This is a genomic window from Dorea ammoniilytica, assembly GCF_025567415.1.
Lineage (GTDB): Bacteria > Bacillota > Clostridia > Lachnospirales > Lachnospiraceae > Claveliimonas > Claveliimonas ammoniilytica.
In genome coordinates this window covers 25,250-41,075 of sequence record NZ_JAOQJV010000003.1, presented here as the reverse complement: position 1 = coordinate 41,075, position 15,826 = coordinate 25,250, and the positions used below count along the sequence as shown (strand labels likewise).

16 protein-coding genes are annotated in these 15,826 nt (G+C 43.6%); 14 read left to right on the top strand and 2 right to left on the bottom strand.

Going from position 1 to position 15,826, the window contains the following annotated elements:
• Nucleotides 1-116: 116 nt before the first annotated feature.
• The 12 genes from OCV65_RS03785 to OCV65_RS03730 all read left to right on the top strand — a co-directional run bounded on the left by OCV65_RS03785 (nt 117) and on the right by OCV65_RS03730 (nt 11,426).
• Nucleotides 117-1,043, top strand: a complete 927-nt coding sequence (locus OCV65_RS03785; RefSeq protein WP_262581006.1) for a substrate-binding domain-containing protein — start codon at nt 117-119, stop codon at nt 1,041-1,043.
• Nucleotides 1,044-1,937, top strand: coding sequence for a phosphate ABC transporter permease subunit PstC (gene pstC / locus OCV65_RS03780; RefSeq protein WP_262581005.1), 894 nt, complete (start codon nt 1,044-1,046; stop codon nt 1,935-1,937). It abuts the gene before it with no gap.
• The gene (pstA, locus tag OCV65_RS03775) at nt 1,930-2,790 is read left to right on the top strand and encodes a phosphate ABC transporter permease PstA (protein WP_262581004.1); all 861 of its coding nucleotides are present in this window, start codon (nt 1,930-1,932) and stop codon (nt 2,788-2,790) included. The genes pstC and pstA overlap by 8 nt, the downstream gene beginning before the upstream one ends.
• A 21-nt stretch (nt 2,791-2,811) precedes the next feature.
• Nucleotides 2,812-3,561, top strand: a complete 750-nt coding sequence (gene pstB, locus OCV65_RS03770; protein ID WP_262581003.1) for a phosphate ABC transporter ATP-binding protein PstB — start codon at nt 2,812-2,814, stop codon at nt 3,559-3,561.
• Between the two features lies 1 nt (nt 3,562).
• Nucleotides 3,563-4,213: a phosphate signaling complex protein PhoU gene (phoU, locus tag OCV65_RS03765; RefSeq protein ID WP_262581002.1), complete on the top strand. Its 651-nt coding sequence runs from the start codon at nt 3,563-3,565 to the stop codon at nt 4,211-4,213.
• Nucleotides 4,210-4,884 carry a winged helix-turn-helix domain-containing protein gene (locus OCV65_RS03760; RefSeq protein WP_118452921.1) on the top strand — a complete coding sequence of 225 codons (675 nt, stop codon included), beginning with the start codon at nt 4,210-4,212 and terminating at the stop codon, nt 4,882-4,884. Before phoU ends, OCV65_RS03760 begins: the two co-directional genes overlap by 4 nt.
• 33 nt (nt 4,885-4,917) lie before the next feature.
• Entirely contained in the window at nt 4,918-6,231 is a 1,314-nt protein-coding gene (locus OCV65_RS03755) for a sensor histidine kinase (protein WP_262581089.1), read from the top strand.
• Between the two features lie 126 nt (nt 6,232-6,357).
• The gene (locus OCV65_RS03750; protein WP_262581000.1) at nt 6,358-7,221 is read left to right on the top strand and encodes a pyridoxamine kinase; all 864 of its coding nucleotides are present in this window, start codon (nt 6,358-6,360) and stop codon (nt 7,219-7,221) included.
• 162 nt (nt 7,222-7,383) lie between these two features.
• Entirely contained in the window at nt 7,384-8,712 is a 1,329-nt protein-coding gene (glnA, locus tag OCV65_RS03745) for a type I glutamate--ammonia ligase (RefSeq protein WP_262580999.1), read from the top strand.
• Nucleotides 8,713-8,769: 57 nt separating this feature from the next.
• Nucleotides 8,770-9,318: an ANTAR domain-containing response regulator gene (locus OCV65_RS03740; RefSeq protein WP_262580998.1), complete on the top strand. Its 549-nt coding sequence runs from the start codon at nt 8,770-8,772 to the stop codon at nt 9,316-9,318.
• A 29-nt stretch (nt 9,319-9,347) separates the two neighbouring features.
• A complete protein-coding gene (gene dapF, locus OCV65_RS03735) occupies nt 9,348-10,184 on the top strand; it encodes a diaminopimelate epimerase (protein WP_262580997.1) in 837 nt (278 codons plus the stop codon).
• A 27-nt stretch (nt 10,185-10,211) separates the two neighbouring features.
• Nucleotides 10,212-11,426, top strand: a complete 1,215-nt coding sequence (locus OCV65_RS03730; protein ID WP_262580996.1) for an LL-diaminopimelate aminotransferase — start codon at nt 10,212-10,214, stop codon at nt 11,424-11,426.
• 52 nt (nt 11,427-11,478) lie between these two features.
• On the opposite strand, the gene OCV65_RS03725 is transcribed toward OCV65_RS03730, so the two are convergent.
• Entirely contained in the window at nt 11,479-12,066 is a 588-nt protein-coding gene (locus tag OCV65_RS03725) for a 50S ribosomal protein L25 (RefSeq protein ID WP_262580995.1), read from the bottom strand.
• Nucleotides 12,067-12,560: 494 nt separating this feature from the next.
• Complete coding sequence (locus OCV65_RS03720) at nt 12,561-13,487, bottom strand: cation diffusion facilitator family transporter (RefSeq protein WP_262580994.1); 927 nt, start codon at nt 13,485-13,487, stop codon at nt 12,561-12,563.
• Between the two features lie 174 nt (nt 13,488-13,661).
• Between OCV65_RS03720 and OCV65_RS03715 the strand changes: the two genes are divergently transcribed.
• Together OCV65_RS03715 and OCV65_RS03710 are read left to right on the top strand one after the other, a co-directional pair.
• Complete coding sequence (locus OCV65_RS03715) at nt 13,662-13,880, top strand: cation transporter (protein WP_118383427.1); 219 nt, start codon at nt 13,662-13,664, stop codon at nt 13,878-13,880.
• 72 nt (nt 13,881-13,952) lie between these two features.
• Nucleotides 13,953-15,821, top strand: a complete 1,869-nt coding sequence (locus OCV65_RS03710; protein ID WP_262580992.1) for a heavy metal translocating P-type ATPase — start codon at nt 13,953-13,955, stop codon at nt 15,819-15,821.
• Nucleotides 15,822-15,826: the final 5 nt, after the last annotated feature.

Genomic DNA, 15,826 nt, shown 5'->3' with positions numbered 1-15,826 from the left:
GTCTATTTTTACTTTCATTTAACATTTCTTAGATTTCAGATTTAACATAGCACCTGTATGATTCTAAATGTGAAGTGAAGAACACAAAAACACAGAACAAAAGGAGTATGGAAAAGATGAAATTGAAAAAAGTTATAGCAGTAGCTGGCGTATGCGCCATGGTGACAGGAATGATCGCAGGATGCGGAAATAATAGTAGTGATACATCGTCTGACAGCAGCTCAGACAGTAAAACAGAAGCTTCTTCTGACTGGGATGCATCAAATGACATCAGTGTAGTATCCAGAGAAGATGGATCAGGAACAAGAGGAGCGTTCATTGAACTGTTCGGTATTGAAGAAAAAAACGGAGATGAGAAGGTTGACAATACTACCGATGAGGCTCAGATCACTAACAGTACATCTGTTATGCTGACAACAGTAGCCGGTGATGATTATGCAATCGGTTATGTATCACTCGGAGCTCTGGATGACAGCGTAAAGGCAGTTAAGATCGATGGAGCTGAAGCAACTGCTGATAATGTAAAGAGTGGAGATTACAAAGTGTCAAGACCATTCAACATTGCAACAAAAGAAGGAAGCGAAAGCGAACTTGCAAAAGACTTTATCTCATTTATCCTCAGCAAAGAAGGCCAGGCTGTTGTAGCTGAGAACGGATATATTTCTGATGACAATGCAGAGCCATTTTCAGGATCTAACCCTTCAGGAAAAATCGTAGTTGGCGGATCTTCTTCTGTATCACCTCTGATGGAGAAACTGATTGAGGCATACAAAGAGAACAATCCGGATGCAGAGATTGAACTTCAGACAACTGATTCTACAACAGGTATGACATCAGCAATCGATGGAACCTATGACATCGGTATGGCATCAAGAGAACTGAAAGATACAGAACTTTCTGAAGGACTGAAAGCGCAGGTAATTGCTACAGACGGTATTGCAGTCATCGTAAACAAGAATAACACGATCGATGAGCTGAGCAGCGATCAGGTAAAGAGCATCTACACTGGTGAAACACTTACATGGGATGAGGTAGCTAAATAAATGAAACATAATGCATGGAAAGAATCTTTCATGCGGGGCGTATTCTTCATTGCCGCCTGCGCTTCGGTGCTGGCGGTAGCGCTTATTTGTATATTTCTTTTTGCAAATGGGTTCCCGGCAATGAAAGAGATCGGATTTGGAAAATTTTTAAGCGGAACGCTATGGAGACCGAAAAACAATATCTTCGGTATCCTGCCAATGATCGTAGGAAGTCTGTATGTGACCGCCGGAGCGATTATTTTTGGGGTGCCGATCGGTATCCTGACATCCGTATATATGGCACATTATTGTCCGAAGCAGATCTATCGTCCACTGAAGATGGCAACAGAACTTCTGGCAGGTATTCCTTCCGTAGTATATGGATTTTTTGGATTGGTCGTCCTGGTGCCGTGGATAAGGAACATTGCCAAATCCCTGCAGCATGCAGGCATTATCAGACAATCAGGAAATGGTAACAGTATTCTGACAGCATCCTTGCTTTTGGGAATGATGATTCTGCCGACGATCATCGGAGTTACAGAGTCTGCAATCCGTGCTGTGCCACCACAGTATTATGAAGGTTCACTTGCGCTTGGTGCAACACACGAAAGAAGTATATTTCGCACAGTACTGCCGGCAGCCAAGTCAGGTATTCTGGCAGGAGTTGTATTAGGTATCGGACGTGCGATCGGAGAGACCATGGCAGTTATCATGGTTGCCGGTAACCAGCCAAGACTTACAGGAAGTATATTCAAAGGTGTGCGAACCCTGACAGCCAACATTGTCATTGAAATGGGATATGCGGCAGATCTTCACAGAGAAGCATTGATCGCGACAGGAGTTGTACTTTTTGTATTTATTCTGATTATTAATGCAGCGGTAGCAATATTAAAGAGGAGGGCAGATCATGAATAAGAAAAATGATTTTTCACAGAAGATGCATTCTTATCTGCGCCATCCGGCTTCGCTTATTATGATGATTCTGGTAAAACTGGCGGCATTTATTACATTTACGGTATTGATTTTTTTAATTGTATATATTCTGGTACATGGTGTGCCGTACCTGAAACCGTCGTTATTCTCTTTACACTATAATTCAGAGAATGCATCATTGATGCCGGCACTGATCAATACTGTCATTATGACATTGCTGTCATTGCTTCTGGCAGTACCGATCGGTATTTTCTCAGCGATTTTCCTGGCTGAATATGCTGGGAAGGGCAATAAATTTGTGGATATTATCAGACTTACTACAGAGACTTTGTCAGGAATTCCGTCTATCGTATATGGGTTATTCGGAATGCTGTTCTTTGTAAGCACATGCCATTGGGGATTTTCGCTTCTGGCCGGAGCATTTACGCTGGCAATCATGATTCTTCCTCTGATTATGCGTACAACGGAAGAAGCGCTTCTGTCTGTTCCGGATTCTTACCGGGAAGGAAGCTTTGGACTTGGAGCAGGTAAATTGCGTACCGTATTTTATATTGTTCTGCCGTCTGCCGTGCCTGGTATTCTGGCGGGCGTGATCCTCGCAATCGGACGTATAGTCGGAGAGACAGCAGCACTTATTTATACGGCCGGTTCGGTAGCCCAGGTACCTTCAAGTGTACTGGGATCAGGAAGGACACTGGCAGTGCATATGTATCTGCTTGCGAGCGAAGGTCTTTATATGGATCAGGCGTATGCAACAGCAGTCATTTTGCTGGTGCTGGTAGTAGTGATCAATACATTATCAGGTATGGTGGCGAAGAAGCTGACAAAAGCATAGAAAGGAAAGTATAATTTCGAAATGGGAAAGATAGAGATTAAGGATCTGGATTTATATTACGGTGATTTTCATGCGCTGAAGAACATTAATCTGGATATCGAAGCAAATAAAATCACAGCATTTATCGGACCGTCAGGATGTGGTAAATCTACACTTTTGAAATCATTAAACAGAATGAATGATCTGGTAGAAGGATGTAGAATTGAAGGAGAAGTAACACTGGACGGTGAGGATATTTTTCATAATATGGATGTGAATCTTTTGAGAAAACGTGTAGGAATGGTGTTTCAGAAGCCGAATCCATTTCCGATGAGCATCTATGATAATATTGCGTATGGACCAAGAACACACGGTATCCATTCAAAGGCAAAGCTTGATGATATCGTGGAGAAGTCTCTCCGTGATGCGGCAATCTGGGATGAATGCAAAGATCGTCTGAAGAAGAGCGCGCTTGGTATGTCAGGCGGACAGCAGCAGCGACTCTGCATCGCGAGAGCATTGGCAGTGCAGCCGGAAGTACTTCTGATGGATGAACCAACTTCTGCACTGGATCCTATTTCTACTTCTAAGATTGAAGACCTTGCGGCAGAACTGAAAAAAGACTATACTATTGTCATGGTAACACACAATATGCAGCAGGCAGTCCGCATATCTGACAATACTGCATTTTTCCTGCTTGGAGAGGTTATTGAATACAACGACACAGAGAAATTATTCTCAATTCCTTCTGACAAGAGAACGGAAGATTATATCACAGGGAGGTTCGGATAAGATGCGGAACAGATTTGACAGACAGATGGAGTCATTGAACAGCCAGCTGACCCACATGGGTGAATTGTGTGAGGTCGCAATCAGCAGAGCAGCGATGGCACTGCGTAACGGAGACTCGAATCAGGCGATGAATGTGGTTGAGGCAGACCAGGAGATCGATCATATGGAGAAAGACATCGAACGTCTTTGCCTGCGTTTATTATTACAGCAGCAGCCGGTAGCGAGAGATCTGAGACAGATCTCAGCGGCACTCAAAATGATTACTGATATGGAGAGAATTGGAGATCAGGCATCTGATATTGCAGAGATTATTATTTCTGCAGGAATGAATGAGACCAATGAGATTCCTGAGATTGACAAGATGGCATCGGCTGTTTCGAAGATGGTGCATGACAGCGTAGCATCTTATGTTCAGCGGGATCTGGAACTAGCACGTGAAGTTATTGAGCAGGATGATGCGGTAGATGAGTTGTTTGAGACAGTGAAGAGGAAGCTGATGCGCCTGATCAGTGCCGGGGACGAAGATGGAAGTACGGCAATTGACCTGATCATGGTATCCAAGTATCTGGAGCGAATCGGAGATCATGCGACCAACATTGCAGAATGGGTAGAATTTTCAATTACAGGAGTGCATAAGGAGAGTCATATATGATCTATTGTGTAGAGGACGACGCGAATATCAGAGAATTGGTAGCATACACCCTTCAGACGATGGGATTTGAAGCAAAAGAGATTGAGGATGGTAAAGCATTAAAGAAAGCTTTGGCAGTTGAACTGCCAGAGCTTATTTTGCTAGATATCATGCTGCCAGGTGAGGATGGATTGACGCTTTTAAAGCAGTTAAAGGCAGATACATTGACCCGGAATATTCCGGTGATCATGGTGACAGCTAAAGGAGCAGAATACGATAAAGTAATCGGTCTGGATCTGGGGGCCGATGACTATGTAAGTAAGCCTTTCGGTATGATGGAACTGATTTCCAGAGTAAAGGCGGTACTCAGACGTGTAGAGAGACAGAGGGATGAACGCCCACAGAAAGTCGTACATGGCGCGATTGAGATGGACGTGAAGAAGCATGAGATTCTGGTAAATGGAGAGCCGGTGCAGCTTACATTAAAGGAATTTGAATTACTGCGGAGATTATTGGAGCATCCGAATATTGTACTTACCAGAAGTCAGCTGCTGGAAGAGATCTGGGGGTATGATTTTGATGGTGAGACACGTACCGTAGACGTACATATCCGTACATTGCGCCAGAAGCTTGGTACAGCAGGAGATATGATTGAGACAGTCCGGGGTGTAGGTTACCGGATCAGCGAATAAAGGAAGAGTTTTATGACACAGAAAATACAGCCTATGAGACAGAAGATGCAGCACAGTATGGTATTTGTTCTCACTGCGACACTGGTTATTGCATATATATTTTTAACAGGAATTATGTACCGTCAGACGGTTACCACGGTAGAAGAAGAGATTCACCGTGAGGCGGATTATATTAGCAAGGCAGTGCAGATTTCCGGTACGGAATATCTGAATCAAATGGATGAAGTGCGGGCCAATACGAGAATTACATGGATCAGTGCAGAGGGAACTGTACTGTATGATTCAACAGAAGATGAGCACACATTTGAGAATCATAAGAATCGTCCGGAGGTAAAGAAAGCATTTGCAAAAGGAGAGGGAGAGGATATCCGTAAGTCGGATACGATCGGAGAAGAGATGTGCTATTATGCGGAAAAGATGCCAGACGGCACCGTACTTCGTGTATCGAGGACGATGAATTCAGCTATGAAATCAGCGTTTCATATTCTTCCATTTATGATATTTCTGGCATTGATTATGATTGTAACAGCATGGCTTCTGTCTAAATGGCAGATAGAACGTCTGATTCGTCCAATCAATACACTGGATCTGGAGAATCCGCTGGAACAGGAAATGTATCCGGAACTTCAGCCACTTCTTGAGAGAATCGAACAGTCCAACAAGGAGAAGGAAGCAATGGCAGCAATGCGTCGCGAATTTTCAGCGAATGTATCTCACGAACTTAAGACACCACTGACTTCTATATCCGGTTATGCAGAGATTATGAAAGATGGTCTGGTAAGACCGGAAGATATGCAGCATTTTTCAGAAAAGATCTATCAGGAAGCAAGCCGTCTGATTACGCTGGTAGAAGATATCATCAAGTTATCCAGACTGGATGAGGGGCGTGTGGAACTGGAGAAAGAAGAGGTAGATCTGTACGAACTTTCACGTGAGATCATCAGTCGTCTGGCACCGCAGGCGGCAAAGAATCAGGTGCGTCTGGAGCTGACAGGAGAAAGTGTAAAATACACAGGTATCCGTCAGATATTGGATGAGATGATCTATAATATTACTGAGAATGCGATCAAGTATAATAATCCCGGCGGTAAAGTAAGTGTCTGGGCGGGCAATACCCTACAGGGGAAAAAGGTCGTTGTCACAGATGATGGTATTGGCATTCCCGAGGATCAGATAGACCGGATTTTTGAAAGATTCTATCGGGTGGACAAGAGCCATTCAAAAGAACGAGGTGGTACGGGACTTGGACTTTCTATTGTAAAACACGGAGTGATGCTTCATCATGGCGAGGTACATGTAGAGAGTAAATTAGGTGAAGGAACCAGGATAGAATTGGTATTTCCATAATATTATTATAGCGAGTACGTTCTATAAGGTTAAAACGTTGACACATAAGGATCGGCACTGTATAGTAACAGTGTCGATTTTTTACTATGTAAGAGCATAGTAATTAACTAATAAAGGAGCAAACAAATGGTTAAGAAGATAGCAGTAATACAGGATTTATCCGGATTTGGGAAATGCTCACTGACCGCAGCAATTCCGGTGATATCCGTAATGGGAGTGCAGCCGTGTCCTTTGCCGACAGCGATATTGAGTGCACAGACCGGTTATCCGAGTTATTATCTGGATGATTATACTGATAAGATGGAATATATACGCAGCGAGTGGGAGAAGCTTGGTGCACATTTTGATGGAATCTATACTGGATTTGTGGCGAGCGAGGCTCAGATAGATCGGATTTTTGATTTCTTAGATACCTTTCGTAAGGAAGATACATTCCTACTGGTAGATCCGGTTATGGGTGATGATGGAGTGAAGTATGATATGTTTACGGATGGGTTGCTGGAGAAGATGAAAGAACTTGCCTGTCAGGCAGATGTGCTCACGCCAAATCTGACAGAACTCTGTCTGCTGACAGAAGCAGATTATGAGACAGTATGCAGCCTGCCGGGAGAATTAAAGATTGAGATTATTCATCAGATGGCAAACAGTCTGGTGGAAAAAGGAGTAAAAAATATCCTTGTAACGGGGATCCATCTAACCGAAAATGGTGAACAAAAGATTGGAAATCTGATCATTGCGGAAGAGCAATGCGAACTGACCGCATTTCCGTATATCGGAGGAAGCTATTCAGGAACCGGGGATATCTTTGCTTCGATCATTGCCGGAGGCATGGTGCGTGGAGATAGCTTAAGAGATCTGTGTGTGTTGGCAGGAAGATTTGTGGAGGCAGCCATGCGGGATTCTGCAGCAGATCAGGTGGAAACGGTTGCCGGAACAGAATTTGAGAGGCATCTGGGAATGCTGCTCCCGAAAAATATTACATCAGGTTAAGATTGACAGAAAGTCCACATATCTCTATAATAATATCATATAAAACAAGGGCGTTTTTCTTAGGTGAAGAATGCCCTTATTTGGTATTTGGAAATATTCTTAATATATCACGTTATAAAATCACGGCAACATGAGTAAAAATCAATATAGGAGGTATCCATTATGAATAATTATACGAGAGAAGATATCCTTCGTCTGGTAGAAGAAGAGGATGTGGAGTTTATCCGTCTCCAGTTTACGGATATTTTCGGAACTATGAAGAATGTGGCGGTTACTACCAGCCAGCTGGAAAAAGCATTGAATAATAAGTGCATGTTTGACGGTTCATCTATTGAAGGATTTGCAAGAATTGAGCAGTCTGATATGTATCTGTACCCCGATCTGAATACATTTGAAATCTTTCCATGGAGACCGCAGCAGGGCAAGGTTGCACGTATGATCTGTGATGTACACCGCCCGGATGGAACACCGTTTGACAGTGATCCGAGATATGTACTTAAGAGAGTGTTGGAGGATGCCAGGTCAGACGGTTATGAATTTAATGTAGGCCCGGAGTGCGAATTTTTTCTGTTTGAAACAGATGAGGACGGACAGCCGACAACCAGGACACATGAGAATGCCAGCTATTTTGATCTGGGACCTCTGGACTTTGGCGAAAATGCAAGACGTGACATGGTGCTGACTCTGGAAGATATGGGATTTGAGATTGAGGCATCTCACCATGAGGCTGCACCGGGACAGCACGAAATCGTGTTCCGCTATGACGAAGGACTTGCTACAGCAGATAATATCATGACATTTAAGCTGGTAGTTAAGACCATCGCCAAGAGGCATGGACTTCATGCAACATTTATGCCAAAGCCGAATCTGGGAGCCAATGGTTCCGGTATGCATCTGAATATGACTTTGAACCGAGACGGAGTGAATGTGTTTACCGATAACTTCGATGAGAAGGGACTCAGTAAAGAGGCATATTACTTCATCGGCGGTATCATGAAGCATATGAAAGCGATTACATTTATTACCAATCCAACGGTAAATTCATATAAGAGACTGATTCCGGGTTATGAGGCACCGGTATATATTGCATGGTCCGAGACCAACCGTACACCGCTGATCCGGATTCCGGCAGCTGGCGAGGAGAGCAGAATTGAACTCAGAAGTCCGGATCCGTCAGCGAATCCATATCTGGCACTGGCAGTGTGTCTGGCAGCAGGACTGGACGGCATCCGCAATGAGATTATGCCGCCGGAGAGTGTGGATACTAACATTTACAAACTGACACAGAAGGAACGTGAGAGGATGGGAATTGACTCATTGCCGGGAAGTCTCCTGGAAGCGGCCAGAGAATTTGAGAAGGATACATTTATTAAAGACGTGCTTGGAAAAGAGCTGGCTGAGAAATATATTGCGGCGAAGAAAGAAGAGTACAGACAATACCGCGCTCAGATTACAGAATGGGAAATTCAGAAATATCTCCGTGTGATCTAATCTGCCCTTATCAGATAATAATGAGGACAGCAGAGTAGATCGACAGGGGGTGTAAGTGTGGCAGATGTTATTGTTGTATTTCCAAATAAAGATAATGCAATCAATATTCGTAATATTCTGACCCGTGGCGGCTGTGAAGTCATCGGAGTATGTACTACGGGCGCTCAGGTACTGCACTATACGGAACTTCTGGATGAGGGAATTGTGGTATGCGGCTATAAGCTGGCAGATATGCTGTATACCGAATTACGGGAATACCTTCCGAAGGAATTTGAGATGCTTCTGGTAGCGTCACCGGAAAAATGGCAGGGAGATAATATGGAAGGTGTAGTAGGATTGAATATGCCGATTAAGGTGTATGATCTTCTTAACACTATGAATATGATGCTTCAGGCGATGGATCGCAGACGAAGGAAACGAAAGAAAGAGCGACCACAGAGAGATCCGAAGCAGCAGAAACTGATCAAAGATGCGAAGGAACTTCTGATGGCCCGTAACAATATGACTGAAGAGGAAGCACACAGATATCTGCAGAAGTGCAGTATGGACAGTGGTAATAATATCGTAGAGACGGCTGAGATGGTACTCAGCATCATGTCAGAATAAGTATATAATATAGAAGGAATGTGCTGCGGATGTATTTTACGAAGATGCATGGACTTGGTAATGATTACATCTATGTAAATGGAATCACAGAGCACATCAGAGAACCGGAAAGGCTTGCGGTAAGGCTTAGTGACAGGCATTTTGGCGTTGGGGCAGATGGGCTGATCCTTATTCTGCCATCAAGAAGAGCAGATTTTCGAATGGAGATTTATAATGCAGATGGATCCAGAGCTGAAATGTGCGGCAATGGAATCCGTTGCCTTGCAAAGTATGTCTATGACAGAGGACTGATGAAGAAGAAAGAACTTATCATTGAGACAGATGCAGGTATGCGCAGACTGCGGTTGGAGACGGATGAAGAAGATAAAATTTCTCAGGTAACCGTAGATATGGGATATCCCATTTTCCAGGCAGATAAGATTCCTATTATATCGGAACACACCAGAGTGGTGCAGGAGCCAATCTCAATCCGGCATATGGAATATCGGATGACGGGGGTATCCATGGGCAATCCGCATGCAGTAGTCTGGGTAAACAGCGTAAAACGACTGGATCTTGCACAGATTGGTCCGGAGTTTGAATATCATGGACGTTTTCCGAGACGGGTAAATGTGGAATTCGCTCAGGTGGTGGACAGAGAGCACATTATTGTGCGGGTATGGGAGCGTGGAGCCGGGGAAACCCTTGCTTGCGGTACAGGAGCCTGTGCAGTAGCAGCGGCAGGTGTATTAAATGACTTGACAGAACGTCATGTTACGGTAAAATTAAAAGGTGGAGAATTATCCGTCTTATGGGATGAGGCTGATGGGAAGATTTATATGACAGGACCGGCAGTCACTGTATACGACGGAATAGTTACTGTATAAAAGAAATAAAAAGAGGAGATACACAAGATGTTTAAAGTGAACGAAGATTATCTGAAGTTACCGGGAAGCTATCTGTTTTCCACAATCGGTAAAAAAGTAGCTGCATATTCTGCGGTGAATCCTGATAAATCCATCATCCGTCTGGGAATCGGAGATGTGACACAGCCATTAGCACCGACGATTATTGATGCATTGCACGGAGCAGTAGACGAGATGGCTCATGCAGAGACATTTCACGGATATGCACCGGATCTTGGATATGAATTCTTAAGAACAGCAATGGCTAAGAATGATTATCAGGATAGAGGATGCGACATTAAGGCAGACGAGATCTTTATTTCAGACGGCGCAAAGGGAGATTCTGGTAATATCCAGGAGATTTTTGCCAAAGATAATAAGATTGCTGTATGTGATCCGGTATACCCGGTATATGTGGATACCAATGTTATGGCAGGACGTACCGGTACTTATGATCCAAAGACAGAAACATGGAGTGATGTAATCTACATGCCATGTACAAAAGAGACGAACTTTGCACCGGAACTTCCGAAGGAGACACCGGATATTATCTACCTGTGCTTCCCGAACAACCCGACTGGCTCTACGATCACAAAGGAACAGCTTCAGGAGTGGGTAGACTATGCGAATAAAGTAGGCGCAGTCATTATCTACGATGCAGCATACGAGGCATACATTTCTGAGGATGATGTACCACATACAATTTACGAGTGTGAGGGAGCAAGAACCTGTGCGATCGAGCTTCGCAGCTTTTCTAAGAATGCAGGATTCACGGGTGTACGTCTGGGAGCAACTGTTATTCCGAAAGATATCAAGCAGGGCGATGTGATGCTTCATTCTCTGTGGGCAAGACGTCACGGAACCAAGTATAACGGAGCACCGTATATCGTGCAGAAAGCCGGCGAGGCAGTATACTCAGAGGCTGGTAAGGTTCAGTTAAAAGAGCAGGTGGCTTATTACATGAACAATGCGAAGGTTATCTACGAAGGACTGAAGAGCGCGGGATACAATGTATCCGGTGGTGTGAATGCACCATATATCTGGCTGCAGACACCAGATAAGATGACTTCATGGGAATTCTTTGATTACTTATTGGAGAATGCCAATGTAGTAGGAACTCCGGGATCCGGATTTGGCCCGAGCGGAGAAGGATATTTCCGTCTGACAGCATTCGGTTCATATGAGAATACCGTAGCAGCAATTGAGAGAATTAAAGCATTATAATTAAGAAAAGGATTCCACAACTGGAATCCTTTTCTTAATCGCAAATATGAAATTATGCTTCTGTGCTTTCTTCAGCTTCCTCGTCGGCTTCAGGAGCATTGTGTACTTCCTGGATAGTTACAATAGTAGCTTCCGGATCTGTCAAAATGTCGATGTCTTTGTTCTGGTAGATTGGCAAATCTTTTACTTTGATAGATTCACCGACTTTCAACTCACCGACATTAATCTCAACCTTATCAACCAATGCAGCAGGAAGTGCGCGTAACTGGATTTCTTCAAGGAACTGCTCCAGTACTCCATATACTACCTTCTCATGGTCAACCAGTTCGATCTCTGCAACAGAATGAACTTTCTCGTCACTTACAAGTGCCTGGAAGTCAATCTCATCTACCTGACCTTTTAACGGGTTATATTCTACATCTTTGATCAGTACCTGATAAGACTCACCGTCGATATCTAACATAATCTGGCTACCTTTGTGGCTTGTCTTCAGTAACTTCTCAATTGCGGATTTCTCGATTTTGACTGGAATGGATTCTGCAAGCTTCTTGCCAAATACATTACCGGTAACGAAACCTTCTCTTCTTAATTTCTTTGCTTTGATGTCCATGCTTCTCTTTTCAGCTTTTAAAGTATTCATTTATCTTTTCCTCCAAAAATCTGATCTGCTTAGCATCCTTCAACTTTGCTGTTCAAAGAGGTGTGTTAAGTAGGTTTTCTTTGTTACAAGCACATTATAGCACCGAAGAAAAAGTATGATTAACCAAGAAATGAAAAAAATGATATATAAAATTGTGCATAATACACAAAAGGCGGTAGCCGAAGACAAGAAAAAACACGACATCAAAATGCCGTGTTTTTTCTTTTTGGTATGTCATTGAGAGGTTTTTGTTGCTCTGCAGTGCTATATACAAAGCTTGGGGAATGCTTCTCCCGAAGGAGAAAAGTATATATGAATTGGAGTTTGTCCGGAGATCATTCTTGGGGAAAATGATACTTCGGCGTTCCTGCAATAGCAACCTTTTTATTATACAAAACAAAAAAGGCAGTTTTCCTGTTGGAAAACCGCCTTTGGTTTGTACACATATAATATAACACTCGGATAAAAAGCTGTCAACAGATTTTTTCCGGATTTTATTCAATATCTTCAATCACGGTAAATTCTATATCCGGCAGAAGTTCAAAGTAGAAATCGGAATATTTGGAAGCCAGTGCCTTAATACACTGATCTTGTAATTGTTTAAATTTGGACAGAGATACGATGTCCTTTTCAAAACTGATGTAGACACTGATCCAGAGCTTTCTTCCGGTGCGGACGATATCGTAATACAGGTTTTTGTGTCCGTATACGCCGATGATCGGTTCGATGGTTTCTTTGATATCATCGATGGTCTCTTCTTCCGGTGGAATCAGCATCAGATCACGGATACCTGTGATTACAGTGTGGATCGGTGTTGGTATCATAACCAGTGAAAGTACAATGGTGATTAACTGATCAAGGTACGGCACGATATGTTGGAACCAGTCGAATGGGATCAGCATTGGCAACAGGAAAGCAACGGTCATACCGAGTGAGATAAAGCTGTCAATCCGCCAGCCTTGCATTTCCATATTGATGAGCGGTGATTCCATTTGTTTGTTTTTATAATAGAGATAAACGGTTACGATGATACCTAAGATGCAGGCAAATAATTCAAATCCGGCAACAGTGTGGAAGGACACAATATGACCGCCGTGCAGCATTAGGTTGATGTTGTTAAAGACCAGACCAAAGGTAACTGCTGTCATAGTAATCCCCTTAACAACAACGAAGATGGTCTCGATCTGCATATATCCAAATGGGTGCTCTTCATTAGAGGGCTTGTATAGTAATGGAATCAGAAAAATGGAAGGGAGCAGCATACAGAATTCTACACCATCATAGACGGCGTCCAGAAGTACGGCCTGAGAGTCAGTGACCAGTGCCATCATAAGTTCAATGACGACAAAGACCAGATTACCATATAGTGATACAGACATGGCAGACTTTTCTCTTTTTTGCATTTTCTTACCTACGTGCATAAATTGCCTCCTTCGGATGTTTATTTCATCATACCATATCGTTTACAGGGATTCCAGATAAGATGCGAAAAGCTATTGACAGAAATGATAGTAGTGCTATAATAAAAACAAATATATGAACAAGTGCTCATATATTCAAACAAATAATTCAATACCAGAAAGGAAGTATTTATTATGAAAAAGACTTACAAAATCGATGTCGACTGTGCAAACTGTGCAAATAAGATGGAGCAGGCAGCAAAGGAGACTGCAGGCGTTAAGGATGCAACTGTTAACTTCATGATGCTGAAGATGATCGTGGAATTCGAAGAGGGACAGGAGCCTAAGAAGGTTATGAAAGAAGTCCTGAAGAACTGTAAGAAGGTAGAAGACGACTGCGAGATCTTCTTGTAAGATACAGCTAGATGGTAACAGATATCTGCAGAGAATAAAGCGGAAAATGAATCGGAAAGGACAGGAGCAGATATGACAAAGAAACAGAAAAAGGTATTGATCCGTGTTATCGTTGCGGCAGTACTGATCATTGCATTCAGTTTTCTTCCATTAGAGGGATATATCAGATTTATCTGCTATATGGTGCCGTATCTGGTAATCGGATACGACGTACTGCGCAAAGCGTTCAAAGGTATTCTGAACAGACAGGTATTTGATGAGAATTTCCTGATGGCAGTAGCTACTGTGGGTGCGATTGCCCTGGGTGATTATAAAGAAGGCGTATCCGTAATGCTGTTTTATCAGATCGGCGAGCTGTTCCAGAGTTATGCGGTAGGCAAGAGCAGACGGAATATCAGTGAGCTGATGGATATCCGACCGGATTATGCGAATGTTGAAAAAGACGGAGAACTGGAACAGGTGGATCCGGATGAGGTAGAAGTTGGCACGGTGATCGTTGTACAGCCGGGTGAGAAAGTGCCGATTGATGGTGTGATCACAGAAGGCAGCAGTACACTGAATACCAGTGCACTGACTGGCGAAAGTCTTCCGAGAGAAGCAAAAGCCGGTGATGAGGTTATCAGTGGATGTATCAATATGACAGGTCTGCTGAAGATTCAGACGACCCGTGAGTTTGGGGAGTCTACCGTATCCAAGATTCTGGAACTGGTGGAGAATTCAAGTTCCAGAAAGTCGAGATCTGAAAACTTTATTTCGAAATTTGCAAGATATTATACACCGGCAGTCTGCTACGGTGCATTGGCACTGGCAATCCTGCCGCCAATCGTGCGTATGCTTGCATTGGGACTTGCGCCGGAATGGGGTGACTGGATCTACCGGGCACTGACATTTCTGGTTATCAGTTGCCCTTGTGCACTGGTTATCAGTATTCCGCTCAGCTTCTTTGCCGGGATTGGAGGAGCAAGTCATGAAGGTGTATTGGTCAAAGGTTCCAATTATCTTGAGACCATGGCGCAGACCAAATATGTAGTATTTGATAAGACCGGTACGATGACACAGGGCGTATTTGAGGTCAGCGGAGTACATCACAATACAATTCCGGAAGAGCAGCTTCTGGAGTACGCAGCATTGGCAGAGTGTTCGTCCTCACATCCGATCAGTAAGAGTCTGCAGAAAGCATATGGCAAGCCAATCGATCGTAATCGTGTAACGGATATCGAAGAGATCAGCGGACATGGCGTGAAAGCTAAAGTTGATGGTGTAGAAGTGGCAGCCGGCAATGCAAAGCTGATGAAGCAGATGGATCTCCCATACAGCGAATGTCATGAAGTAGGTACAATTGTACATGTGGCAGTGGATGGAACTTATGCCGGACACATTCTGATATCAGATCAGTTGAAGCCTCATGCAAAACAGGCAATCCAGGATCTGAAGCGCGCGGGTATCACGAAGACAGTCATGCTGACCGGAGATATGAAGCGGGTGGCAGATCAGGTGGCAGCAGAGCTTGGCATTGATGAAGTACACAGCGAACTACTTCCGGCAGATAAGGTTGCGAAAGTAGAAGAACTGCTGGCTAAGAAAGGCGAGAAAGAGAAACTTGCATTTGTTGGTGATGGGATCAATGATGCGCCGGTACTTTCCAGAGCAGATATCGGAATTGCCATGGGAGCTCTTGGATCTGATGCAGCCATTGAAGCGGCCGATGTGGTGCTGATGGATGATGATCCACAGAAGATTGCAAAGGCGATTAAGATATCCAGAAAATGCTTACGCATTGTATATGAGAACATTTATTTTGCACTTGGTATTAAAGCAATCTGCCTGATCCTTGGAGCACTTGGTATAGCGAATATGTGGATGGCGATTTTCGCAGACGTGGGAGTTATGGTGATTGCAGTTCTTAATGCGATCCGTGCACTTTTTGTAAAGAACCTCTAGGAGTG